This window comes from Legionella feeleii, from assembly GCF_001467625.1.
Classification (GTDB): domain Bacteria; phylum Pseudomonadota; class Gammaproteobacteria; order Legionellales; family Legionellaceae; genus Tatlockia; species Tatlockia feeleii.
The window spans coordinates 15,093-40,642 of sequence record NZ_LNYB01000032.1 but is presented as its reverse complement, the minus strand read 5'-3'; the positions used below and the strand labels follow the sequence as shown (position 1 = coordinate 40,642).

Here is a 25,550-nt window from a genome sequence, read left to right as displayed (position 1 = left end):
AATTGCCTCCATTTGGAGGCTTTTTTTTCCCCCTTTTTGCCCACTAATCGATTTAATTGTAATCGTTAAGTTTTTTTTATATTCTTATTGACCATCTTAAGGTCTTTTTGGGTTAAAAATGCCCTTATTCTCTACTGGATAATCGCCCTGAATCAGTTAAACTTAAGAATAAAAGCGATGAAACAAAGAGGATTTGCATGAAACCATCGTTGCAACTCAGTATAAGTCAGCAACTAACGCTTACCCCGCAACTTCAACAAGCGATTCGTCTTCTACAACTCTCTACACTCGATTTGCAACAAGAGATCCAACAGATCGTTGAATCCAATCCGATGCTAGAAGCCACGCCCAATGAAGAAAAGGAAGAGTCACATCTGGAAAACGAAAAACAATCCCAGGAAGAGTTTTCCGATTTTCAATGGTCACAGCTTTATACCAGTCAAAACAAACGCACAAATTTTGACGATATCGATTTCAATTATGAGAATCTTTATTGCACTACGACCAACTTGCAAGACCATTTGCGTTGGCAATTGGATTTAACACCAATGAGCGATATAGATAGAGTCATCGCGACGGCTATTATTGATGCAATTGATGATGATGGCTTTCTTACCCAGACAATGCTCGAATTGCATACCAGCCTGGATAGTGAAGCCCATCCTTTGGATATCGAAGAAATTGAAGCAGTCCGTCATCGCGTGCAACATTTTGATCCAGTTGGCTGTGCTTCAAATACTCTGGCAGAAGCCTTACTGGTCCAGCTTGAACAATTACCCGATCCAAATGGGGATCTCGACCTGGCAAAACGAATTGTACGTGACGATATTGAGCTGCTTGGCCATCATAACTATCGTCAATTAATGAAGAATTACCAGGTTAATGAAGCCAATCTGGATAAAGTATTGCAAATCATTCAGCGTTTAAACCCGAAACCAGGCAGTCTCATCCATCAAGGCGCCACTGAATACATTATTCCAGATATCATCGTAAAAAAAGTCGATGGTGAATGGCAGGTTTCTTTAAACCAAAATACATTGCCGCGCCTGAGTATCAACAATCACTATGCCTCTCTCATTCAGCGGGCTGACAATAGTGCTGATAACCAGTTTTTAAAGAATAACTTGCAGGAAGCACGCTGGTTTTTAAAAAGCATTCAAAGCAGACAGGAAACGTTATTAAAAGTTGCCCAGTGCATCGTGGAATATCAACAGGAATTTCTTGAGCACGGTGATGAAGCGATGAAACCGCTCATTCTCAACGATGTTGCTCTTGCTTTAGATATGCATGAATCAACCATTTCACGAGTTACTACACAAAAATTTATGCATACCCCGCGCGGTGTGTTTGAGTTAAAATACTTTTTCTCCAGCCACGTGACAACAAGTAGTGGAGGAGAATGTTCATCAACAGCTATTCGAGCAGTCATCAAGAAATTAATTGCTGCGGAAAACCGTAAAAAGCCGTTGAGTGATAGTAAAATTGCCCAATTGATTGGCGAACAAGGCATTCAAGTTGCCCGACGCACCGTGGCTAAATATCGCGAAGCCATGGGGATTGCGCCATCCAATGAACGCAAAACAATTCGTAGTTAGTTTTATTTCAACTGAAGGAGAGGATTATGCAGATCAACTTCACTGGTCATAATGTCGAAGTTACCCCTGCCTTAAAGGCTTTTACGGAAGATAAATTCACCAAACTGGAACGCCATTTCGACAGAATTACTTCTATTCATGTCGTCTTTGATGTACAAAAATTAAGCCAGATTGCTGAGGCATCCATCTTAATTTCAAAAGCCAAATTACATGCCCGTGCTGAATCAGAGGATATGTATGTAGCGATTAACACCTTGGTCGATAAACTGGACAGACAGCTAATAGAGCATAAAGAAAAAATTCGTGAGCACCGTGAATAATCTTTAATTCTGTTTTTACTCTTAATCAGGTTGTAATCTTTTGATTTTGACTACCAATAAAAATAAAAAGATAAAATCAATTGGTTACAACTTATGCAAAAAAACAATATCTCCAAAAGGTTGTTTGTTGTGTACAGGTAGCGTTAAAATAGACCTAGTTTTTCTTCCGGTCTGTAATCATGCAACTTTGCCATGTTATCAATCCAAATAGTGTTTATATCGATTCAACCTCACAAAGCAAAACAGCAGTACTTCTTAAAATCAGTCAACTAGTCAGTCGAGAGCAACCTCAACTTGACGCACAAGACCTCTTTGATGCCTATTGGAAAAGAGAATGCATGGGAAGTACCGCTATTGGACAAGGGATCACTATTCCCCATATACGTGTGCCTGGTATTACGCAACCACACGCTTGCGTCATTAGATTGCTCAATCCAGTTGATTTTGGCGCTACTGATAAGCAACCGGTCGATTTAGTCATTGGGTTGGTCGTTCCCCAGGATCAACAGGTTGATCAACACCTGCAACTATTAGCGTCAATTATCAAGCAATTCAGCATTCCCTCATTTAGAGATGCCTGCCGACGAATGACTAATAGCGAAGCGCTCTACAATCTATTAACCTCTGAGACTGTACAAACAGAAGAAGCCCTTTGATTTACATTGCCCCTATCATGTTTTGTGCCTAATGATAAGCTGCCAACTGCTTGGATTGTCTTGTTTCACGGAAAAGCAGACCCTGAATTTTTCAAAGCAGCATTGTAGGAATCATTTGGCCAGGAACATAGGCTACTAAAAGCCTCCTGCTTCTATAGGGAAAAATTAGTCTACAATAGCTACTTCACTCTGAACTCTGGATATTCAGTTTTCAACCCGATAAGCTGTGTCAAGCTTGATAATTTCCCAAGAAAAAAATGTTAAAAATCCTGTTAATTTCCGTTTTCTTACTTCCATCTTTTGCCTATGCTAATGAAAAAGACGTGATTTGGTCAGCAAAATATTACCAGGCCATACCCAATAAAAAAGGAATTAGCCAGGATTACTGCCAAGCGCATACTCCTGGTACCTTTGTGGGCACGGTCAATGAGCAACTTCAATTTGGAGCCGTCACCGATCGCGGGATCAAGTTAGATCAATTCACCTTTAATAATAAAAAAATCGCCGGGATTTCATTTATGGAAGGTAGTTTAAGGGCGCGAGGCCATACCCAAAAAACAAACTGGGAAGATCACTTACACTATTATGTCTATAAATTATCAGAATACGGCCTTACTCGCGGTGTGTGGCAAAGCAAGGAATGCAAAGGTTTTTTTGTAGGGAGGGTCATTAGTAAAAAATAATTATGGTCTTCTCAAAACTATCGTGATTGTAGAAAATTGCTGCACATGCTAAATTGTAGTCGTCATGATAAAAACTAAAATTACCATCATCAATAAATTGGGATTGCACGCAAGGGCTTCTGCGAAATTCGTTTCTACCACATCGAGATTTCAAAGTCATATTGACGTCACCAAAAACACGCAGACCGTTAATGGCAAAAGCATTATGGGTATTATGATGCTTGCTGCCAGTAAAGGCAGTGAGTTAACCTTACAAATTGATGGTCCGGATGAAGTAGAGATGGAAAAAGCGATTACTGAACTCATCAATAATCGCTTTGGTGAGATAGAATAATTGTCTTAAATATTACGATTCATCAGACGACTGGCGTTTGCGCTGTTTGCGCACACGATGCAAGGCAAGCAAGGTTTGCAAAGGACCAGACAAAGCATAAATGACAAAACCAACAAACAGAACCACAGACGGGTTTGCTGCAATCGCGACAAACAAAATTACCATAACCAATAGATATAAAAAAGGAACCTTTCCTTTAAAATCAATTTCTTTAAAACTGTAATAGCGTACATTACTCACCATAAGAACCGCCGCAACAACAGTAATAAACGCTGTCAGTATAGCGATTGCAAAATGCTGCAATTCGTTTTGGTAACAAAACCAAACAAAGGACGAAACAATTGCTGCTGCAGGAGGACAGGCAAGACCTTGAAAATAACGTTTATCCGCTGTTTCAACCTGGGTATTGAAACGTGCAAGACGTAAAGCCACTGCAGCGGTATAAATGAATGCAACTAACCAGCCTACTTTACCTAATTGCTGCAGATTCCAACTATACAGCAGTAAGGCGGGTGCCACTCCAAAGGTAACCATATCGGACAAGCTATCGTATTCAGCACCAAATGCAGTTTGCGTATTCGTCAAACGAGCAATACGTCCATCAAGCCCATCAGCAACCATACCAATAAAAATAGCGATAACAGCGACTTCGTATTGCGCCTTTAATGAAGCAACAATCGAGTAGAAAGCAGCAAAAAGGCTTGCCGTAGTAAACAAATTGGGTAACAAATATATTCCTGAATGGTTTTCTTTCTGATTCACAGTGAATGCTCATCTAAAATTAAATCGTTAGCATGCTAACATAATAATTGTCCTTACTGCCATTGCTTCGTTGTTTTGCCAAGATGATGCTATACTAGGCATACTGTTTTTAATATGTATCAAATATGGCCGAAGACTCCGAGAACAAAAAAATTGTTATCGAAGGGGTTACTCCTCAAGGTAAGCCTTTTCGTCCCAGTGATTGGGCAGAGAGAATGAGTGGGACAATGGCCAGCTTCAAAAACAGACGTATTCACTATTCCCCCCTCCTGCAACCTAGCGTGAATACAGAAGGCTATAAATGCGTTCTACTTGATCCCAAACTCAAGGAATCCAGTCCACAAGTCTATCAAGCCATTTTGGATTTTGCTAAAGCCAACAACCTCAAGATTTGCGGTGAGAGTGAGTAAATTACCCTGCAGCAACCAACAGGTGCCCCGCTACGCGTGAACAACATCAATGCACTCACTTCGATTGTGACTGCAACCGAATAGAGATTTCATAATTACCATTCCCACTCATCAATTCAAAACTATGAATATCACCAGCTGGGCCAGAAGTTGTTATCAGACTATCGCTGCGATTAGGAAGACTCCAACGTGTCTGTAAGGTTCCTCTTTCGTTTTTTAACTGTATTTTTACTGAACCAATCATATCATCATTATTCCAGGGAGCAGCATCTGCTTCATTCAAAGACAAAATGACGGTAACAGCTTCTCCTGGTGCCAATGGCTCAGACCACAAAGTAATCCCCCTGACTTTGTCCATAATTTGGGAAATCCAATGACCAGGTAGCTCTGGAATGCGCGCATAGTGCGTAGGCTTCCCGGTGCGATAGGTACTAATATCAAAATAAAGTTCATCGCCGGCAGGTTCACCCGTTTTAATCATTTTAATGTGCTTTAAAATCAAACTGGGTTTTAGCTCAGTGCCTTTATTAGCAGCAAAAAGCAAAACAGGAAATAGAATTAAGCAGGCCAGGATAGATTGATAATTCCTTTTCATCGCTACTCCTTAAGGGCTCACATGAGCAATCTTCTTATTAAATATACTTTAGATACCAATAATTAGCTTGCTTTAACTAACAAATTGCATGCTAAACGCTTCTATTTTACCCATTACCGTAGCTAAAAAGGCGGTAGTATTTTCAAAATTCATCGCTAAAACTCCCGCAAAAAGAAAAGCCAGGCCTTTCCCCCCCTGCTGAACTCCTGGTTCACTGGCTGTTACCAATAGTACACAACCCCGAATAAACCAAATCAAACCCGCTGTCTGAATGATTAAACCCATAGAGCTATAAATATCATAGGGATTATAATTGGCATATTGCAAAACATTGCCTGTACCAAACGTAGTATTAGATAAATTTTGTACTGCGCTAGGTAAAAATAACAACGCAGAACCACCCACAATGTAAGCGAAGGGTACAAACATCTTTTCTTGAGAAGAGGAGTTAGCCCGATGATCACCTATTTTTCTGAGTTTTGCTATTGCAGTCATGAAAAATACGATACCGAGCAAATAAGCACCCCCTGAAAGAAGATGTTGCACAGGAAAAAGAGATCGGCTCAAATTGCCAATCATTGTGATTAGGTCAGTGCTATTCATACTCTAATTATATACTTAATTCTTCTATCAACTCTTGCAATGCATAATTTTTCCCCTATATTAGTGGGTTTCCTAACCAAGTTGTAATTATTATGCAAGTCAATACCTTTCCCATTACCCTGGAAGACGCGTTTATGGTCTCTCCTAAAGTAAAGCATTTTATTTTCAAAACAGAACAATCCCCCCCATTCACCTACCTTCCGGGGCAATTTATAACCATTCATTTTGAACGGGATGGTAAAATGCTCAAGCGTAGTTATAGTATTGCTAATGTTCCTACAGAAAACAATTACATCGAATTTGCAGCAGGCTATGTTGCTGATGGACCAGGTACTGATTTATTGTTTAACTTAAAACCAGGCGATAAAATCAATATTAATGGACCCTTTGGACGCCTAATCCTCAAAGAAGAGATGCCTAAACGCTACATTTTTGTAGCAACCAGTACCGGCGTCACTCCTTATCGGGCAATGATTAATGAGCTGAAAGAGCGTTTAAAAGTTAATCCGGAACTTCAAATTGTTATTCTGCAGGGCGTGCAAAAACATGAAGACCTCCTTTATTCGGATGAATTCATTGCTTTTGCTGCCCAGCATCCGCAAGTCACTTTTCGTGCTCATTTAAGTCGGGAACAAGAAAGTGCCTTAGGCCCTCATGAATACAAAGGCTATGTACAACATGCCTTCCCGGATCTAAACCTAAATCCCACAGAAGATATGATTTATTTGTGTGGAAATCCCGGTATGATCGACGATGCGTTCAATTATCTGAAAGAAAAAGGGTTTGCTTTGCAACAAATCATTCGAGAAAAATACATTTCAAGTCCAAGTAAATAACCGTTTTAACGAGAGGAGAATAAACTATTATGTATTACGATGAATTATCAGCAACGATGGAACATCTGCTGCAAGACGGTAAAGGCATTTTAGCCGCTGATGAGAGCAGCGGTACTATAGGTAAGCGATTTGAGACAATTGGTCTTGAAAACACAGAGGAAAATCGACGTGCGTATCGCCACTTGCTTGCCACTACGCCCGATTTGGAACAATACATTAACGGGGTCATCCTGTTTGAAGAAACGTTTCAGCATAAAGATGATCAGGGTACAGCTATTCCTGACTTGTTTGCCCAAAAAGGCATTATTCCAGGCATTAAAGTAGATAAGGGGTTGGTTACTTTAGCCAATACTGATAATGAAAAAGTAACCCAAGGTTTGGATGGCTTGGCTGAGCGCCTGGAGCATTTTAAAAAGTTAGGTGCAAAATTTGCAAAATGGCGCAATGTTTACACCATTGGTGAATACACCCCTAGCTTGACTGCTATCAAGGCTGGTGCTGAGATGCTTGCTCGTTATGCAGCAACCTGCCAATCAATTGGTATTGTTCCGATTGTTGAACCGGAAGTATTGATGGATGGTAATCACTCCATTGAACATTGTGCTGAAGCCTGTGAAATGGTATTGCATGAGCTCTTTCATGCTTTATTCATTCATCAGGTTGATTTGGAACACATCGTTCTTAAACCAAGTATGGTCACTTCTGGTAAAGAGACAGTTCCTTTTAGTTCAGCAGAAGAAGTTGCTGATTACACCATTAGTGTATTCCGTAATAATGTACCTGCTGCGGTACCAACAATTAATTTCTTATCTGGCGGCCAATCACCACAACAGGCTACTGCCAATCTGAATGCAATCAATAGTGCGGGCTATCAACCCTGGAATCTAAGTTTCTCTTATGGAAGAGCGTTACAAGAAGATTGCCTGCAAGCCTGGGGTGGTAAACCTGATAACATTAAAGCAGCCCAGGAAGCCTTACTTAAGCGCGCACGGTTAAATAGTGCAGCCTGTTTTGGTGAATACCTGGAAAATATGGAATAAAGGCAAGAGGAAGCGGCACCTGCCGCTTCCTTATTGATCGAAGTTTTGACAATAGGACTTACGCAACACGTCGAGGTCGAGGCAAAATTTGCTTTTAATGAGGGAGTTTAGACTAACTAAATGACCCCGAATTAAAATGAAATTTAAACGAAGAGATCGAAATATTGGCAATAGGACTTACGCAACACGTCGAGGTCGAGGCAAAATTTGCTTTTAATGAGGGAGTTTAGACTAACTAAATGACCGAATTAAAAGGAAATTTTAACGAAGAGATCGACGTGTTGCGTAAGTCCTGTGTTAAATGAATTCAAAACGAGCCAGTAAAGGCAAATGATCCGACAACATCCGCCAGGGTTTACCTTTCAAACAATAGGCCTCTGAAACCCGCATCCCACGAAAATAAATCCGATCCACACAAAAGGCCGGTTTTATTGCCGGAAATGAACGGGCATGATGGCCTCTCATGCTGTAAAAAGCCTCATTAATACCTAACTCTTCTGCCAATGGTTTTGATAAATGACGGCGCCAATCATTAAAATCACCTGCCATAAGCAAAGGCTCATGTTCTGGTACCGCTTCACTGATTCGCTGCATCAATGCACTACACTGCGAAGAACGCTCTGCCTTAAATAAACCGAGATGAACGCAAAGAAGATGGACATTGACTTGCTGTAGTCCCTCCCCTATTTTTACCTGACTGTGCAAGATACTGCGTGAGGCACGATTCATTGAAGATAAATTGATATTCTCAAATCGTTCAAAAGGATATTTACTTAAAATGGCATTCCCATGATGACCTGAGTGGTAAATTGCATTTTTTGCATACAGGTAGTGAGGCCATATTTTTTCTGCAATGTATTCAAATTGGGGAGCATCGGGCCAAGCACCAATGCGTTTTTCCCGTAGCCTATGCTCTCCCTGCACCTCTTGCAGAAAAACAAAGTCAGGATTTAAGGTTAATAGCGCCTCTCGCATTTGAGGTAATAAAAAACGTTTACTGAAACTAAAACCCTTATGGATGTTGTAGGTTATTAGAGACAGGCTTCGCTGTTGTTTTTGCATAGCCACATTAGAGATTCAAAATCCATTAACTAAGCATAACACTAACTATCGTAATAAGCGGTAGCTAACACCTACTTTTATCATTCTGCTGGTTTAGGTAACATGAATTATTAAGAAATTTATTGATTAGCCGTTTATGAAAACCTTCACTGTTACCATCCCTGGGTTTACCATTGCAGGTAAAGCCTGGGGAAATCCAGAGCGCCCACCTATGCTGGCTCTACATGGTTGGCTTGATAATGCCAATTCCTTTGATCTCCTGGCACCTTATCTGGAAAAAGAATTTTATTTGCTCGCGATTGATTTACCTGGCCACGGCCACTCCTCTCACCTGCCCGAGGGCTGTTATTATCACTTCAGCGATGGTATTTTTACCTGCCTGCAAATTATTCATGCCTTAGGATTCAAGCACTTTCATTTATTAGGACATTCCATGGGAGCCTGCCTGGCCAGCCTGATTGCCGGTGTTGCGGCAGAACAGGTCCTTTCGTTAATTTTGATAGAAGGCCTGGGACCTTTTTCCCAACCAGAACAAACTTGTCGCAAACAATTGGCACAATATATCAATCATCTTAAAGGAGAAAATAAAGAGGCAAAACCTTATCAATCTCTTGATTTAGCTGCGCAGGCACGCGCCAAACGAGGATACTTATCACTAGACTATGCGAAAATCATTTGTCAACGGGGTGTCGTTAAAAGAAAAGAGTCATTTTATTGGCGACATGACCGACGCTTGTTAAATCCAACGCCTTTATACATGACCGAAGGACAAATATTATCCTGTTTACAAGGCATTACTGCCAGAAGTCTTTTGATTTTGGCTGATAATGGCTTTGTCTTTAAAGATTTTGACATGCAAGAACGTATAAAAGCCGTTAAAGACCTGCAGATAAATCAAATGCAAGGTGGTCACCATATCCATATGGAGCAACCAGACGCGATAGCTCAGCGTCTGGTTGAGTTCTATAACATTAGGTAGAAGGGGTTGGAGTTGGTTTGGGGTTCTCGCAGAGTTGATAATTAATAGCAACTTCGTCCAGTACCTTCTTTAACTCGCTTACAGAGTAACCCAAATCCTTCGCCGCTCGCAAAACACCACACCCCCCTTCATCAAAAGTGGAATAAGGGGTCCAATAATCCATATTGGCTTTGATCATGACATCAAACGCTTTACGTGTATTCCAACCGGCTTGATTAGCCATCAAATAGAATAAACGGTTAAATACGCCACTTGAATGATGGACATCCAGGCCTCCATAATACTCGTCAGCGGAATCAATGGAATGGCCATCACGACTTGGCTTATCCATATACCGTAAAACATCACGTCCACTGCTTTCTTTCACAATTTCTGCACCAATTAACCAATTATTTTTTCCACTGGAATAATATTCAGCAGCTTGTGCGGCCATATCAGAAAAGGCTTCATTCATCCCCCCTGACTGGCCAAAATACTCTAGTGCGGAATGTTGCTCAGTGAATCCATGACTGATTTCATGACCTCCAATGCCTAATGAAACCAAAGGATACATAGTGGAATCGCCATCACCAAAGGTCATTTGTCTGCCATCCCAATAGGCATTCTCATAGCCTTCACCATAGTGAACACGCATCACTATTTGCATAGGCGCGCCATTCCGTTTGACTAAAACCTCAACGCCATACCAATCATGGTACATATGCTTAATTACATAGCCAGCATAGAGGGCATCATTGGTAGGTGAAAAGGCACCATTTTCTCTATCATATCCATCCGCTTTATAGCCAGTCCAGAAGGTATTGGCGGCGGTATTACCGGACGTTTTGCAATTAAATTTCATCGGATCATTCGAAGAAAAATAATCATGCTCCATATCAACTACTTTTACATTTTCATTTTCCATATAACAGCGTTCTTTTTTGTTATCTCGAGTCATTTCAAGAAAGGGATAATTTTTACCAAAAACATACTCCCCAATTTTAGTATTACCACCAAATCCAATTCCTTTCACTGGGGCTCTAACCACTGTTTTAATATCATTCCATTCCACAAAAGGTTTAGATGATTTCGCATCAAGGATAGCTGTTGGTCTTTCTGGAATTTGATGATCATAGCGCACAAAAACACTAACTTTATATGCCCAATGCGCTTGATGTTTATCATCAATATAAATGATAGGAGTTATCTGCTCTTCACTCACATCTTTGTTTTGAAATTTTTCTTTAAACTGTTGTAATATTTTGCTGGAATTTTTAACAAAATCCTCTGGAGGCTCTCCTAATTCAACCTGCAAGCCACGATAGACTGTTCCATTCATTTGCACATCTTTTTGTGTATTTAATAAGTTATTTATTGAGCTATCACTATGCATAATGGCATAACCGCCAAAGACCATGAAACCAGCATAGTACTGTTGCATACGAATATGGCTTATCTTGTTTTTGTCTTTATGTTGCTTTACAAATTGTAAAACATCAGCAGGGTTGGAATTGGCAGTCTTTATATTCGGTAATGACAGATAAAACTGCTGTTGTAAATGCTGTAATGAAACCTGATCTAATGGAAGTGGCTCAGCCGCGTTAGCAGAAGAGACTAGGGTTAAAGCCAAGCAAGCAGCTACAGGGGATAAATGGAAATTTATACGCATTAATCTTTCTCCTTAAAGTATGCATGAGGACTCGTCCGGGAGTACCCATCTTTGCTAGCATTTTCCCTGCCAATTTTTAGAAATTAAGCAATTTTAAATGCTCTAACAAGGATTGTTGGAATATCCCCGTCAAGTTGAATTTCGGATTTCAGATTAAGCGTATTTTCCTGAGGTTGGCCTTCGCTAAAATCCGTTGGCAATATCTTACAGGTATTAATGCCAAACTAATATAGTTTTTTTATTTTTAAATTATTAAAGTTTTTTGCCCCAACAAAATAAATAACATGGCCTCTGGTAAAATCATCTTTGTTACACAAATTATTACGATAGAAAAAACAAAATCCTGTTTTTTCTATCGAACTCACGTTAAATAATGGTTTGCCTGCCAGCAATTTTGGGTAATAATTCCACACTTGCCCTTATGGCCAAAGGATGTATTAATTTACTATGAGTACTATCACTACTAATCTCGAACTTGCTGTCTCCTATCTAAAGCAGGGCGAGATCGTTGCTATACCGACTGAAACAGTTTATGGGCTTGCAGGAAACGCTGAGAATGAAGAGGCGATTAGGAAAATCTATGCGCTTAAAAATAGACCTCTTAATCACCCACTTATTATGCATGTTGCAGAAAATTGGGATTTATCGAAGTGGGTACAGTTTATCCCCGATTACGCCCGGATCTTGATTGAACATTTCTGGCCCGGCCCTTTAACACTGGTCATGAAAAGCAAACCAGGGCAAGTGAGTCCTTCAATCACGGGGGGACAAGATACTGTGGCCTTACGTTGTCCTAAACATCCAATTGCACAAGCGCTTTTAAAACAACTTGGTGCCCCGCTCGTAGCCCCCTCAGCAAACCCTTTCGGTAAAATTAGTCCTACAACAGCGGAGCATGTTCAGCATAGTTTTCACCAACAAGATTTACTTATTTTGGACGGGGGACGTTGTCAAATTGGAATTGAATCGACTATTGTGGCAGCAATTGATCCCCATGGTTATCAAATCCTGCGTCCTGGACTGATTGATGAACTGGAACTCAACGCTATGTTGCCAAACAAGCAATTAAAATGCAGCGACACGATTCGAGTGCCAGGAAAATTAGATAGCCACTACCAGCCTGAAAAACCACTCTATTGCTTTCCAGACCGTGCCAGCCTGCTTGCTTTCTGCCAGCAAAGCACCACGCCTGTTTATGTGCTTGCCTTTGCCAACCTGCCGCAGCTGCCCCGCGAACTGTTTTACCAGTTTCCAACCTCGCCCGAAGACACTGCCTTTGAGCTGTATTACCAACTTCGTTATGCGGATCAATCACCAGCCTCTTGTATTGCTATTGAACTCCCACCCGCACAAGAACGCTGGCAAGGCATTAAAGAACGCATTTTAAAAGCTGGGCAGAAACCTTCCTAGCCTACTCGCTTGTAACAAACAGAACACGCTCACTGCTATTTGCTGTTTAATTATTGTTTGGTAATAAACAGACCAAAACCTGAGTGGGCATTACCTTATCACCTTTCTGACACATAACATCTGCTACTGTACCGTTAAAAGGAGCCTGAATTTCAGTTTCCATTTTCATGGCTTCAAGTACTAATAAAGTCTGCCCTTTAGTCACTTTGTCTCCCACTGTAACATTGACGCTCACAATGTTACCTGGCATGGCAACAGTAATATCACCTGGCCCAGACGGCCGTTTAGCAGCGGGGGCTAAATTCGTTTCCTCTGTATCTTCAAGGCTGATGAGGACTTCTTCTGGCACACCATCAACCCATAAAAAACAAGCTTGCTGGCCTTGCTCGCGAGTTCCGTAGCCCGCAATCTTGATATGGTAGTTTTCACCGTGCAAGGCAATATCAAACTCCGATAATCGATCACTTGGTGCTGGGGATCTGTTGATTATTAAAGGTTCGGGTTGCAGAGTATTGGCTTTTCGTTGCTCTAAAAATTGCTTACCAATTTCAGGGAACATCGCATAAGAAAGCACATCTTCATCACTTTTGGCGAACTCACCACTTTCTTCCCGTAGACGCTTCAATTCTTTTGGTAACAAATCGGCAGGCCTGACTTCAATTACCTCTGTATGCCCGATTGCTTTCTTACGCAAACTGGCGTTGATTTTACCCGGTGCAGCACCGTATTTCCCTTGACAATACAATTTAACTTCATTGGTTATCGTTTTGTAACGAATACCAGTCAATACATTCAAAACAGCCTGCGTGCCAACGATCTGCGAAGTAGGTGTCACTAAAGGGGGGTAGCCCAGATCTTTACGTACTCGCGGGATTTCTTCATGCACTGCATTGATCTTGTCCAAGGCATGTTGTTCTTTCAGCTGACTATAGAGATTTGAAATCATTCCCCCTGGCACTTGATAAAGTTGTACTCGTGGATCAATATCACGCGCTTCACTTTCAAATTGCTGGTATTTTTTGCGTATATCTTGAAAATAATCAGCAATTTCGAGCAATAAATTCAAATCAAGCCCTGTATCGAATTCACTACCAGCCAATGCGGCAACCAAAGGCTCCGTTGCGGGATGAGAAGCGCCTCCGGAGAAAGATGAAATGGCGGTATCAATGTGCTGGCAACCCGCTAATACTGCCTGGAAGTGACAGATACCAGCCAACCCGGACGTAGCATGGGTATGTAAATGGATAGGCAGTTGTGTTGCGTCGGCTAACGCTTGGTATAGGGTAATTGTTGCGGTTGGCGTGAGCAGACCCGCCATATCCTTGATAGCAATACTGTCACAACCAATATCAGCAAAAGCCTTACCAATCGTTACAAAACTTTCCAGATTATGTACCGGGCTCGTTGTATAACAGATAGCCCCTTGTGCATGCTTTTTTTGAGCCTTGATGCTTTCTACCGCTACTCTTACATTACGTACGTCATTTAAAGCATCGAAAACACGGAAAACATCCACACCATTTTTAGCTGCCAAACGTACAAAAGTCTGAACTACATCATCGGCATAGTGCCGGTAGCCCAATAAATTCTGCCCGCGCAAAAGCATTGATAACTGCGTATTGGGTAGCGCCTGGCGCAATGACTTAAGCCGCAGCCAGGGATCTTCCTTTAAAAAGCGCAAACAGGCATCGAATGTGGCGCCTCCCCAAACTTCCATAGCCCAAAAACCAACCTGATCCATTTTATGGCAGATTGGCAACATATCTTCGGTGCGCATACGTGTTGCAATTAAACATTGATGCGCATCACGCAGCGTGACATCTGTGATATGTGTAACCATAGCTTTTTTCAATCCCTTGCTTAATAGACCGCTTTCTCCATTCTACCATGGCGGGAAATTGCTTCGTCGATACAGTGCTCGAATCCTCATGTACTTGCACGTACACTCCGGTTCTGCGTTTGGTGCCCCTCGCACGTTCCCACTACAGCGAATTTGGAAAGCGATCTAATACTGAATAATCTAAGAAAGATAACATAATTGACTACGCAGCGATATTAGACTATCCATTCAAAAATGTAACCGCAAAATGGAAGACATCATGCCGATATCGTGCCGATATCATCGAATATATGGACATTATCATAAAGTTCAGGCAGAATCGCTTCAATTTTGTGAAATTAACTCATAATGAAGAAAATACTCGTTTTGCATGGGCCAAATCTGAACCGCCTGGGAGTACGCGAGCCTTCTATCTATGGCACAACGACTCTGGCAAAACTCGATGCGTTGCTCAATAAGCAGGCAGCTGAGGCTGGCATTCAGTTAACCAGCAAACAAAGTAACTCTGAAGCCGAGTTGATTGACATTATTCATCAGGCCGCCGATAACAAGGTTGATTACCTTATTATCAATCCAGCAGCCTTCACACACACTAGTATCGCAATTCGTGATGCATTGATAGGCGCAGCAATTCCATTTGTGGAAGTCCATATCAGTAATATCTATGCGCGCGAAACATTTCGTCATCATTCTTATTTTTCTGATATTGCCATAGGGGTTATCAGTGGGCTTGGAGTTGGAGGTTATTGCCTGGCTCTTCAAGCAATTATAGAAAAATTCAATTAATAGAGAGTTATTATCGATGGATATTCGTAAAATCAAAAAATTGATCGAATTGCTGGATGAGACCGGCATTTCAGAAATTGAAATCAAGGAAGGCGAGGAATCAGTACGCCTGAGCCGTCATAGTTACGCCATGGAAGCACCCGTACAGCAACGTTATATCGCACCGCCTTTACAACAAGCGGCGCCCCCTGCTGCTGCGCACCACGCACCGAATAACAGCGAACCTAAAGTTGAAACCACTGTTTCAGGTCACAAAGTTCGTTCGCCGATGGTGGGAACCATATATACCGCACCATCCCCTGAGGCTGCACCCTTCGTTACAGTCGGCCAAACAGTGAAAACAGGCGATACCTTATGTATTGTTGAAGCCATGAAAATGTTTAACGAAATTGAAGCTGATCGAACCGGTGTAGTGACTGCCATCCTTGTAAAAAATGGTGAACCAGTCGAATATGACCAACCCTTGTTTACTATAGAATAAGGGGTAACCGGATGCTCAGTAAAATTGTTATCGCCAATCGTGGCGAAATTGCTCTTCGTATTTTGCGTGCTTGTAAGGAACTTGGTATTCAAACGGTTGCCGTTCATTCAGACGTTGATAAAGATTTATTACATGTGCGACTTGCTGATGAGACCGTTTGTATTGGTCCTGCTCCCTCAAAAGAAAGTTACTTGAATATCCCGCGCATTATATCTGCTGCGGAAATTACTGATGCTGTTGCCATTCATCCCGGTTACGGTTTTTTGGCAGAAAATGCTGATTTTGCTGACATCGTTGAACAAAGTGGCTTTCGTTTTATCGGTCCACGCGGTGATACGATTCGCTTAATGGGTGATAAAGTCTCTGCCATTGCTGCCATGAAAAAGGCTGGGGTTCCCTGTGTACCCGGCTCTGATGGCCCTTTATTAGACGATGATGCTCGCAACTTGCAATTAGGCCGCGATATTGGCTACCCAGTCATCATTAAAGCTGCAGGCGGCGGCGGTGGTCGTGGTATGCGCGTCGTACACACCGAAGCAAATCTTCTAAATGCCATTGCCTTAACTCGCAGTGAAGCAAAAGCTGCATTTAACAATGCAACGGTTTACATGGAAAAATTCCTGGAAAATCCTCGCCATGTTGAATTCCAGGTTTTAGGGGACGGCCATGGTAATGCGATCCACTTGGGGGAACGTGACTGTTCAATGCAACGCCGTCACCAAAAAGTGATTGAAGAAGCGCCAGCACCTGGAATAACACCTGCCTTACGTCAGGAAATTGGCGAACGCGTCGTCAATGCTTGCCGTGAATTAAAATATCGCGGCGCCGGTACCTTTGAATTCTTGTATCAGGACGGGTGTTTTTATTTTATTGAAATGAATACACGTATCCAGGTTGAACATCCAGTAACCGAAATGATTACGGGTATTGATCTGATTAAAGAACAAATAAAAATTGCGAGTGATATCCCCTTTACCCTCAAACAAGAAGATATCAAGCTACAAGGTCATGCCGTCGAATGCCGTATTAATGCTGAAGATGCGAAAACATTCATGCCATCACCAGGTACCATAAGACTTTTACATCAACCAGGCGGCCCCGGCATTCGCTTTGATTCTCATGTCTACAGTAGCTATACTGTGCCACCGAATTATGATTCCATGATAGGCAAGTTGATTAGCTACGGTAAAACGCGGGAAGAAGCATTCGCTAGAATGCGGAATGCACTGGATGAAATTATCATTGATGGTATTAAGACCAACATTGAGTTACACCATCGTATTTTGCGCGATAAAGCCTTCATACAAGGGGGTACCAATATCCACTATCTGGAAAAAATGTTGAAGGAATAAGCTTGTGTGGTATCAACTACAGATTGAACAATGCCATCGTAATGAGGTGGAATTACTGAGTGAAGCGTTGGAAGAAACCGGCGCTTTATCTATCACCTTGACAGATAAAAATGACGACCCTGTACTGGAGCCAGAACCTGGAACCACTCCACTGTGGCCAGATGTTGTGATTAATGCGCTTTACAGCGATGAACAAGATGCCGAACAAGCAAAACAGCTACTGGCACCTCAACATACCCATTTACATTTCAGCATTCAACACCTCGCTGATCAAGACTGGGAACGTGCCTGGATGGATGATTTTAAACCCCGGCGTTTTGGCGAAAAATTATGGATTTGCCCCTCTTGGCTTGAACCGCCAGAGCCTCAGGCAGTGAATTTAATTCTGGATCCTGGCCTGGCCTTCGGTACCGGAACTCATCCAACAACCTCTTTGTGCCTGACTTGGCTTGAACAAGCTGATTTAAGCAATAAAAAAGTGATTGATTATGGTTGTGGTTCAGGAATCCTTGCCCTTGCAGCCTTAAAACTTGGTGCAGCAACCGTGCAAGCAGTTGATATTGATGAGCAAGCTTTACAGGCCACCCGAAATAATGCGCTTACCAATACTATAGAACCGCAACAATTGCATATTGGATTTCCACAAAGCCTGCAAGCACCAGCCGATTTGGTGATCGCCAATATTCTGCTGGCACCCCTTATGAGTTTAACCAATACGTTTAAGGAATTACTGAACCCTCATGGTCTCCTGGTCGTTTCGGGAATTTTAGAGGAGCAAGCCAGTTCATTAATTGAAACTTATCAGGCTGATTTTACCCATTTATTAACGCACAACCTGGATGGCTGGTCTTTGTTAGCCTTTGTACGTCGATAGAGGCAGTTACTATCTTGATGCTTGTCACTCAAGCTAGCGAAAAGCACCGCCTTCTTCTGAGGCCAGTCTGTAATTTTAACGTTCGTTTCGTGATATAAACGCATATAATGCCTTCTTATCTTATAGAGCAGAGCCTACTATGACAACCAACTCCCGAATGATTCCTTTTACTCCCAAACGAGCTTTATTAAGCGTTTCTGACAAACGCGGGCTAGTTGAGCTTGCCAAAGTCTTACACCAACAGGGAATCGAGCTTGTTGCTACCGGAAATACAGCAGCCCTGCTGACCGAACATCAGTTACCGGTTACTGAAGTCAGTGCATGTACAACCTTTCCAGAAATGCTTGATGGCCGAGTTAAAACCCTGCATCCAGCAATTCATGCAGGATTGTTGGCTCGCGATAATCAAGACGATCACACTCTAAATGAACATGGTATCCAGCGTTTTGATCTCCTGATTGTTAATTTATATCCCTTTGAACAAGTCATTAGTAATCATGATTGCGATTTTCACAAAGCGATTGAAAATATAGACATCGGCGGTCCAGCCATGATTCGCTCAGCGGCCAAAAATCACGCCCATGTTTTTGTTGTAGTAACGCCCGACGACTATGAATTGCTGGCAGAATGCGTCCAGGCAAAGAAAGTTTCAGCCAATTTGGGATTCAGCCTGGCGAAAAAAGCCTTCGCCCATACTGCGGCCTATGATGCAGCAATTGCCAATTATCTTGGTACTCTGAATGATGAAAAACATCCCAGTGGTTTTCCCGCTGTATTAACTTGTCAATTTAATAAACAATATGAATTACGTTACGGAGAAAACCCTCACCAGCAAGCTGTCTTTTATATGGATAAAAACCCGCCAGCTGGATCATTAGCCACCGCAGAGTTAATCCAGGGTAAACAATTATCCTATAATAATTTGCTTGACGCGGATGCCGCTTTTGATTGTGTTAAATCGTTTCCACCGGAAACCAATACCTGTGTCATCGTCAAACATGGTAATCCTTGTGGCATTGCAATAGGGGACACGCCTCTTCTCGCTTATTTACGCGCTCAACAGGCTGATCCGGTATCCGCTTATGGTGGTATTTTGGCTTTCAATCAGTTGCTGGATGAAGCAACCGTGCAAGCTATTCTTGAAAAACAGTTTCTTGAGGTACTCATCGCTCCAGCAATCAGTGATGCAGCAAAGGTGATTTTGGCATCCAAGCCCGCTATCCGCGTACTCATAACAGGGACCTGGCAACCTAACCATGAGTTTAAGTTAGATATGCGTCGCGTCGATGGTGGTTTATTAGTCCAGGAACACGATGATTTTGCAGTAAACAGTGATGAATTTATAACCGTCACCCGGAAAAAGCCTTCCCAGCAGCAAAAACAGGACTTACTCTTTGCCTGGTTAGCAGTAAAACATGTCAAATCAAATGCAATTGTATTTGCCAAAAATAACGCAACCATAGGAATTGGAGCAGGCCAAACCAGCCGTGTAATGAGTACGCGTATCGCTTTATGGCAGGCAGAACAAGCCGGTTTTTCTACTCTGGATTCAGTCATGGCATCGGATGCATTTATCCCCTTTGCTGACAGCATTGAAATCGCTGCCCAGGCCGGAATATCTGCCCTAATTCAACCAGGCGGATCAATAAGGGATAAAGAAATGATTGCTACGGCCGATGAAGCTGGAATCATCATGATCTTTACAGGATACAGGCATTTTAAACATTAGACGTCTTAAGACGCAAAACCGCTTTTCCGGCAAAGATGTTTGATATCGACCTGAAGAACCGTATCGATATTCATACGTTTTCCTTCTTGCATATCCAACATCGTTGCCCTGTCTTTATCGGCACAAATAAAAAAACCGCAGCCGTTTGTCCCGTCATATCGCCTGGATTGGCCAGAGGAGATGAGTAAATGGAGATCCAAATTTTCCAATCGGGCAGCAAGATGCTGGGCAGCAAAATCGTGATCCGTACCAATCTCCAGGCCAAAGGTAACATTTTCAATAGTAAAAACAGGAGAAAATAACCGATCTGACCATAAGTCCAGGGTTTCTAGTAAAAGATTTTCACCTGGTAGCGGCGTTTTACCAAAAAAAGCAACGTCAGGAATAGCAAGAGCCCCTGATTCATCTTCAGGACAAGGGAGAACCTCTAAACACTGACAATGAACCGAGGATAAGGCATTCAGGAACTCACTCTCAGACGTTAATTCTTTCACCGTACTATGTTGTTCATTTTTATTGACACTCAATAGATACCCTCCCTTTTTGATCAGTCTTAAACATTTGCCACTATAAAATACAGGAGCAATATTTTGCACATACACTGACGGGATAAAATGATCTGAATTGGATCGGAAATAGCTTTTCTCATCAGCAGCCAGTTTATCCACAGAAAGATAAACGCTACCTGGAATTAAAATAACCTGGGGGTATAGTGCACTGAGTGCCACCATTTCTCGCGCAAAATAATCCAAGGCAAGTGATTGAGGCAGGCATCCATGAGTTAGCAACCCACATCCACTTTTCCAAAAATCCCCAAAGCCTATAACCAGTGCAAGATGATCAGATGCGGTGGAAGGTTGAACGACTTCCATAGCCTGTTTGATGATCTCTGCCACCTGAGTCAAGAGGGCCAGGGCTTGCGATTTTAAGTCTAATGTCCTATTAATTACGGGTTCAAATCCTTTTGGTAAAAAGTAAACCCTTAGTTCCATACACAGCTCTACAGCAAACCACTATATAAATTATAGGCAAATAATCATCACTTTGTTTTCTTGCTAACAAATTGATTTCAAAGAGTTATAAAAAAATTGCCCTGTCGCTATAGGGGATCAGGCGTCGAGACTGTTTACATTTCACTGTAAACAGTCCCCGGGCAAAGCATCAGTATCTGTCATGGTTGAGTGCTTTGTAGATGTCCATAAACGTTGAAACTGAACTGATATTGATGGGAATATGTAATCGACGGGCAATATCACTAGCAGAAATAATACCGCGAATATGATGTAGGGTATTATCAATTACCAGAAAATGTTGGCTTCCTTCGTTTTTTAGCGTTTCTACGATATCTTTGACTTTTGCCCTTTGTACATCATTAAAATCAATCGCTTTCAATTGACTGCGGGGTGTCATCACTTCATTCACATAGATATCACGGCGCAGGGTGTGGTGATGAACACGCGACATGACTTTTTCGCCAATTAAATCACTATAGGCAAGCGTCCCTATAAATTCGCCATCCTCCAAAACCAATTTCAATTTAACATGCGTTTTTTTCATTAAATCTTCAGCGGTAACCACATCAAGTGACTGATCAATGACTAAGGGTTCTGTCTTTTTAAAATCAGTAAAGATATCCAATGCAGGAGAATCCAGCGTTATTTCAAAAATCTCATCAGGCGTGATGAGGTGGTCAATCTTACTAACATCACAGGTTTTTAAAATCATGGCTATTCCTTGTACTTCAGAGAGAAATAAAGACAACTGTTAGCCTTAAATATAAAAAAGCTATCAAGGGTAGAATAATTTTTTTAGTAAAAAAAATCTATAAATTCAGTTAGATCGGGAATTACTTCTCTATTTTTATCCATTCGCAAGATTTGACAACATACCCATTGGGGTATATAAAACTAATAAAATGGAGAATTACCATGTCAAATTACCCCTCACATGAAAAACAAATTTCCGGTCTCAATCGGGTTATTGGTCAACTGGAAGGCATTAAGCGCATGATTGAAGACAAACGCTATTGCGTAGAAATTATGTCTCAGTTACGTGCAGCACGTAATGCGATTAAAACAATTGAGTTGGGCGTACTTGAAACACATATAGGACATTGCGTGACTGAGGCCTGTTGTAGTGGTAATGAAGCCAATAAGGACGAACGTATTCGTGAGATTATTACTCTGTTGCAAAAGTATGAATAGGTGAACCGATGAACCACAACCACCATAAAGAACCAGACAAAATCTCAACAGAAAAAAAGAGTTGCTGCCATCATCCTGCTCATGCACCCCAACAACCGACTCAAAGCAAGGGTCCAGTTATTTACACCTGTCCAATGCATGCAGAAATCCGTCAGGACAATCCTGGTAACTGCCCTATTTGTGGTATGGCCTTAGAGCCTGAAACCATTTCTGCAGAAGAAGAGCATAACCCGGAATATCAGGATATGAATCGCCGATTGTGGATAGCGTTGGTGCTTAGCCTGCCAGTATTCATACTGGCTATGAGTGAGCACTTACTCAATCAATGGTTACCAATCCATCTCTCAATTTGGATCCAAATGATTCTGGCAACACCGGTTGTACTAGGGTGTGGCTGGCCGTTCTTTCAACGCGGCTGGCAGTCTCTTCAAACGGGTCATTTAAATATGTTTACCTTGATTGCCATAGGTACTGGGGTAGCCTGGGGCTATAGTGTAATAGCCACCCTATTCCCTGGTATTTTTCCCTCTTCTTTCCACAATGAAGAAGGAGTGGTTGCAGTTTATTTTGAAGCAGCTGCCGTTATTACTACCCTGGTTTTACTTGGCCAGGTATTGGAATTAAAAGCCCGGGCCAAAACCGGCGGAGCCATTCGTGCCTTATTACAATTATCTCCGGCCACAGCACATCGTCTTGACGAAAATGAACAAGAAACGGAGATAGATCTTGGCCACATCCAGGTAGGCGATTTATTGCGCGTACGCCCGGGAGAAAAAATACCTGTCGACGGTGAAATCGTTAATGGCAACAGTTATATCGATGAATCGATGATTACTGGTGAGGCAATGCCCGTAGCGAAAGAAAAGGGTTCCCCGGTTATTGGTGCTACCTTGAATCAGACAGGCAGCTTTACCATGAAAGCCATTCATGTTGGCCATGACACCATGCTGGCTCGAATCGTCCAACTGGTTAGCGACGCACAGCGCAGCCGTGCTCCTATCCAACGCCTTGCTGATGCTGTCGCAGGCTGGTTTGTCCCCCTGGTTATCTTGATTGCCATTATTGCTGCAATTTGCTGGGCAGTGTGGGGGCCTCAACCTGCTTTCAGTTACGCTCTTATCGCTGCTGTTTCCGTACTCATTATTGCTTGCCCTTGTGCCTTGGGACTAGCGACTCCCATATCGATTATGGTTGGCATTGGTAAAGGCGCAAGCCATGGTGTACTTATCAAAAATGCCGACGCATTGGAACGTATGGAAAAAGTAGACACTTTGATTGTTGACAAGACCGGTACGCTCACTGAAGGTCGTCCAAAGTTAACCCAAATCGTTACCCTCCCTGACTGGTCAGAGGATGAACTGTTGGCTTTAGCAGCAGCCCTTGAAAATTATAGTGAACACCCCCTTGGGCATGCCATTGTCAGCGCTGCAAAAGAAAAAAATCTGTCTTTTTCACCTGTCACTGACTTTGAAGCAGTGATTGGTAAAGGGGTTCAAGGCCTGGTAAATGGCCGCCCTATTGCGATTGGTAATTTGAAATTAATGCCTGCATCGGAAAGTACCAATCAATCTCTGTTTGATCAGGCTGAGGCCCTGCGTAGCGAAGGAGCTTCGGTGATGTTCATTGCAGTAGAGCATCAAATTGCTGCCATTCTGGCAGTTGCAGATCCCATTAAATCAACAACTCCGGCTGCAATTAGTATTCTTCAGCAAGAGGGCATTGAAGTGGTCATGCTAACGGGTGACAGCCAAAAAACCGCAGAAGCTGTCGCTGCCAAATTGGGTATTACTCAGGTTGTCGCTGAAATTATGCCTGAAGATAAAGGCCGAATTGTAGCCCAATGGCAACAGAAAAATAGAGTCGTTGCCATGGCGGGTGATGGGGTCAATGATGCCCCGGCACTGGCAAAAGCGGATATTGGTATTGCGATGGGTACCGGCACGGATGTGGCGATAGAAAGTGCTGGCATTACTTTGCTACACGGCGATTTACAGGGAATCGTCAAGGCACGTCTTTTATCCAAAGCAACGATGCGCAATATACGCCAAAATCTGTTTTTTGCTTTTATTTACAACGCATTAGGTGTTCCAGTAGCAGCAGGTATTTTATATCCCGTTATGGGGCTGCTCCTAAATCCCATGATTGCCGCAGCCGCCATGTCACTGAGTTCAGTATCCGTCATTATTAACGCACTGCGTTTGCGATGGGAAAAATTATGAAAAATAAATCCTTGCCCGCCAAGACACTGGCCAGAAAGAATTTGGCGCGCGTATTTGGGTATTAGCACTCGGAATGGTATTATTTTGTTCAACTATTATGACTGATGACAACCACAGCATAAAAGGGCTGTCTTGCAAGGAACGCTCGATGGTATTGATTGTAATAACACCGTTTTATCCTGGCGATAACGATCGGTCTATTTGGAGCGTTAAAAGTGAAAAATTTTATCCATAAGATTTTCAATAAATCTTTAATTTCGATTCTGGCACTAATGAGTTCTGCTTATCCCTTATTTGCCGATGCTAACCATCAACATAGCACGATGGACCATACAAAACACTCACACCCAGGCAAACAGAATTATCCCTCTACCCTGAAGCTCACTGTACAAAAAATCCTGGCGAAGGGGGGACAACAGCTTGTTACTATTAAATTAACTGATATTCAAACGAATCAACCGATTAATCTGAGGGATTTAAATGAGGTGCATACACAAAAAATACATCTATTGATTATCGATGATAACCTGAGTGATTATACCCATACTCACCCGCAAGCCACCAATAAAGCCGGCGTTTATCAATTTACATGGCAGCCCACACAAAAAAATGCCACTTATCGCATTTGGGCCGATCTGGTACCCACAAAAACTAACCGACAAGAATATGTCATTAGCAATTTGCTTAGTGCCCCTCAAAATACTTTAAGAAGCGCTCACCAACTTGCCAGGGAAAACACTGTCGATGGTTATACGTTCAAATTATCCTTTGATCAAAAGCAATTGAAAGTAGGAAAGCCAGCCTTGGGCACAATTCATATCACGGACACCAAAGGCAATCCTGTCCGCTCCCTGGAGTCCGTCATGGGGGCTTATGCACACATTGTAGGTTTTAATGATGATTTTAAAACAATCGTTCACATCCATCCAATGGGTAGCGAACCACAGAAAAGCTCCGATCGTGGCGGACCTGAATTACAATTTCATCTTGTTCCTGAAAAAGCCGGTTTTACCAAACTATACGCCCAGGTAAAAATTAACGGTAAAGAATTATTTGTTCCCTTTGGCATTAAGATTTATAAATCCTGATATTTTAAGGATCATGGGTACTTAGGGTATTCAATAGATAACGG

Annotated in this window: 26 protein-coding genes; 18 read left to right on the top strand and 8 right to left on the bottom strand. The window is 42.2% G+C overall.

All coding sequences use genetic code 11. The annotated features are described in order from the left end of the window. Positions 1-197: 197 nt before the first annotated feature. The 5 genes from Lfee_RS05995 to Lfee_RS05975 all read left to right on the top strand — a co-directional run bounded on the left by Lfee_RS05995 (position 198) and on the right by Lfee_RS05975 (position 3,588). The gene (locus Lfee_RS05995) at positions 198-1,595 is read left to right on the top strand and encodes an RNA polymerase factor sigma-54 (protein WP_058444881.1); all 1,398 of its coding nucleotides are present in this window, start codon (positions 198-200) and stop codon (positions 1,593-1,595) included. Between the two features lie 26 nt (positions 1,596-1,621). Continuing rightward, positions 1,622-1,915, top strand: coding sequence for a ribosome hibernation-promoting factor, HPF/YfiA family (hpf, locus tag Lfee_RS05990; RefSeq protein WP_058444880.1), 294 nt, complete (start codon positions 1,622-1,624; stop codon positions 1,913-1,915). 179 nt (positions 1,916-2,094) lie between these two features. Then, complete coding sequence (locus Lfee_RS05985) at positions 2,095-2,571, top strand: PTS sugar transporter subunit IIA (RefSeq protein ID WP_058444878.1); 477 nt, start codon at positions 2,095-2,097, stop codon at positions 2,569-2,571. Between the two features lie 257 nt (positions 2,572-2,828). Next, positions 2,829-3,254, top strand: a complete 426-nt coding sequence (locus Lfee_RS05980) for a hypothetical protein (protein WP_058444876.1) — start codon at positions 2,829-2,831, stop codon at positions 3,252-3,254. 64 nt (positions 3,255-3,318) lie between these two features. Next, positions 3,319-3,588: an HPr family phosphocarrier protein gene (locus Lfee_RS05975; protein WP_058444874.1), complete on the top strand. Its 270-nt coding sequence runs from the start codon at positions 3,319-3,321 to the stop codon at positions 3,586-3,588. Between the two features lie 12 nt (positions 3,589-3,600). On the opposite strand, the gene pssA is transcribed toward Lfee_RS05975, so the two are convergent. Further along, positions 3,601-4,350 carry a CDP-diacylglycerol--serine O-phosphatidyltransferase gene (gene pssA / locus Lfee_RS05970; RefSeq protein WP_058444872.1) on the bottom strand — a complete coding sequence of 250 codons (750 nt, stop codon included), beginning with the start codon at positions 4,348-4,350 and terminating at the stop codon, positions 3,601-3,603. A gap of 125 nt (positions 4,351-4,475) precedes the next feature. On the opposite strand from pssA, the gene Lfee_RS05965 reads away from it, so the two are divergent. Further along, the gene (locus Lfee_RS05965; RefSeq protein WP_058444870.1) at positions 4,476-4,760 is read left to right on the top strand and encodes a DUF3579 domain-containing protein; all 285 of its coding nucleotides are present in this window, start codon (positions 4,476-4,478) and stop codon (positions 4,758-4,760) included. 55 nt (positions 4,761-4,815) lie between these two features. Here the strand turns inward: Lfee_RS05965 and Lfee_RS05960 are convergent, their stop codons facing one another. Then, the gene (locus tag Lfee_RS05960; protein ID WP_058444869.1) at positions 4,816-5,355 is read right to left on the bottom strand and encodes a hypothetical protein; all 540 of its coding nucleotides are present in this window, start codon (positions 5,353-5,355) and stop codon (positions 4,816-4,818) included. A 72-nt stretch (positions 5,356-5,427) separates the two neighbouring features. Further along, a complete protein-coding gene (locus Lfee_RS05955; protein WP_058444867.1) occupies positions 5,428-5,958 on the bottom strand; it encodes a hypothetical protein in 531 nt (176 codons plus the stop codon). Between the two features lie 92 nt (positions 5,959-6,050). Here Lfee_RS05955 and Lfee_RS05950 point away from each other — a divergent pair, with 92 nt between their 5' ends. Both Lfee_RS05950 and Lfee_RS05945 read left to right on the top strand, forming a co-directional pair. Then, positions 6,051-6,794, top strand: a complete 744-nt coding sequence (locus Lfee_RS05950; RefSeq protein ID WP_058444866.1) for a ferredoxin--NADP reductase — start codon at positions 6,051-6,053, stop codon at positions 6,792-6,794. Positions 6,795-6,823: 29 nt separating this feature from the next. Then, positions 6,824-7,834, top strand: a complete 1,011-nt coding sequence (locus Lfee_RS05945) for a class I fructose-bisphosphate aldolase (protein ID WP_058444864.1) — start codon at positions 6,824-6,826, stop codon at positions 7,832-7,834. A 297-nt stretch (positions 7,835-8,131) separates the two neighbouring features. On the opposite strand, the gene Lfee_RS05940 is transcribed toward Lfee_RS05945, so the two are convergent. Continuing rightward, on the bottom strand, positions 8,132-8,896 hold the full coding sequence (locus Lfee_RS05940) for an endonuclease/exonuclease/phosphatase family protein (protein WP_058444862.1): 765 nt from the start codon (positions 8,894-8,896) through the stop codon (positions 8,132-8,134). A gap of 136 nt (positions 8,897-9,032) precedes the next feature. Between Lfee_RS05940 and Lfee_RS05935 the strand changes: the two genes are divergently transcribed. Further along, positions 9,033-9,875, top strand: coding sequence for an alpha/beta fold hydrolase (locus tag Lfee_RS05935; RefSeq protein WP_058444859.1), 843 nt, complete (start codon positions 9,033-9,035; stop codon positions 9,873-9,875). On the opposite strand, the gene proA is transcribed toward Lfee_RS05935, so the two are convergent. Then, on the bottom strand, positions 9,868-11,523 hold the full coding sequence (proA, locus tag Lfee_RS05930; RefSeq protein ID WP_058444857.1) for a zinc metalloprotease ProA: 1,656 nt from the start codon (positions 11,521-11,523) through the stop codon (positions 9,868-9,870). The genes Lfee_RS05935 and proA overlap by 8 nt on opposite strands. Before the next feature lie 447 nt (positions 11,524-11,970). Here proA and Lfee_RS05925 point away from each other — a divergent pair, with 447 nt between their 5' ends. Continuing rightward, entirely contained in the window at positions 11,971-12,933 is a 963-nt protein-coding gene (locus Lfee_RS05925) for an L-threonylcarbamoyladenylate synthase (RefSeq protein WP_058444855.1), read from the top strand. Positions 12,934-12,979: 46 nt separating this feature from the next. Here the strand turns inward: Lfee_RS05925 and oadA are convergent, their stop codons facing one another. Further along, positions 12,980-14,773: a sodium-extruding oxaloacetate decarboxylase subunit alpha gene (oadA, locus tag Lfee_RS05920; protein WP_058444853.1), complete on the bottom strand. Its 1,794-nt coding sequence runs from the start codon at positions 14,771-14,773 to the stop codon at positions 12,980-12,982. Positions 14,774-15,121: 348 nt separating this feature from the next. Here oadA and aroQ point away from each other — a divergent pair, with 348 nt between their 5' ends. The 5 genes from aroQ to purH all read left to right on the top strand — a co-directional run bounded on the left by aroQ (position 15,122) and on the right by purH (position 19,995). Next, on the top strand, positions 15,122-15,559 hold the full coding sequence (gene aroQ / locus Lfee_RS05915) for a type II 3-dehydroquinate dehydratase (protein ID WP_058444851.1): 438 nt from the start codon (positions 15,122-15,124) through the stop codon (positions 15,557-15,559). Between the two features lie 16 nt (positions 15,560-15,575). Next, positions 15,576-16,040 carry an acetyl-CoA carboxylase biotin carboxyl carrier protein gene (gene accB, locus Lfee_RS05910; protein ID WP_058444849.1) on the top strand — a complete coding sequence of 155 codons (465 nt, stop codon included), beginning with the start codon at positions 15,576-15,578 and terminating at the stop codon, positions 16,038-16,040. A gap of 11 nt (positions 16,041-16,051) precedes the next feature. Beyond that, the gene (gene accC / locus Lfee_RS05905; RefSeq protein WP_058444848.1) at positions 16,052-17,392 is read left to right on the top strand and encodes an acetyl-CoA carboxylase biotin carboxylase subunit; all 1,341 of its coding nucleotides are present in this window, start codon (positions 16,052-16,054) and stop codon (positions 17,390-17,392) included. Between the two features lie 4 nt (positions 17,393-17,396). After that, a complete protein-coding gene (prmA, locus tag Lfee_RS05900; protein ID WP_058444846.1) occupies positions 17,397-18,266 on the top strand; it encodes a 50S ribosomal protein L11 methyltransferase in 870 nt (289 codons plus the stop codon). Positions 18,267-18,405: 139 nt separating this feature from the next. Beyond that, a complete protein-coding gene (gene purH / locus Lfee_RS05895) occupies positions 18,406-19,995 on the top strand; it encodes a bifunctional phosphoribosylaminoimidazolecarboxamide formyltransferase/IMP cyclohydrolase (protein ID WP_058444844.1) in 1,590 nt (529 codons plus the stop codon). A gap of 5 nt (positions 19,996-20,000) precedes the next feature. Here purH and Lfee_RS05890 read toward each other — a convergent pair whose 3' ends face one another. Then, positions 20,001-20,987 (bottom strand): hypothetical protein, encoded by a 987-nt coding sequence (locus Lfee_RS05890; protein ID WP_058444842.1) that lies wholly within the window; start codon positions 20,985-20,987, stop codon positions 20,001-20,003. A gap of 169 nt (positions 20,988-21,156) precedes the next feature. Next, entirely contained in the window at positions 21,157-21,720 is a 564-nt protein-coding gene (locus Lfee_RS05885; RefSeq protein ID WP_058444840.1) for a CBS domain-containing protein, read from the bottom strand. Between the two features lie 203 nt (positions 21,721-21,923). On the opposite strand from Lfee_RS05885, the gene Lfee_RS05880 reads away from it, so the two are divergent. The 3 genes from Lfee_RS05880 to Lfee_RS05870 all read left to right on the top strand — a co-directional run bounded on the left by Lfee_RS05880 (position 21,924) and on the right by Lfee_RS05870 (position 25,506). Further along, the gene (locus Lfee_RS05880) at positions 21,924-22,199 is read left to right on the top strand and encodes a metal-sensitive transcriptional regulator (protein ID WP_058444838.1); all 276 of its coding nucleotides are present in this window, start codon (positions 21,924-21,926) and stop codon (positions 22,197-22,199) included. An 8-nt stretch (positions 22,200-22,207) separates the two neighbouring features. Next, positions 22,208-24,418 carry a copper-transporting P-type ATPase gene (locus Lfee_RS05875; protein WP_058444836.1) on the top strand — a complete coding sequence of 737 codons (2,211 nt, stop codon included), beginning with the start codon at positions 22,208-22,210 and terminating at the stop codon, positions 24,416-24,418. A 215-nt stretch (positions 24,419-24,633) separates the two neighbouring features. After that, positions 24,634-25,506, top strand: a complete 873-nt coding sequence (locus Lfee_RS05870; RefSeq protein ID WP_238584873.1) for a hypothetical protein — start codon at positions 24,634-24,636, stop codon at positions 25,504-25,506. Positions 25,507-25,550: the final 44 nt, after the last annotated feature.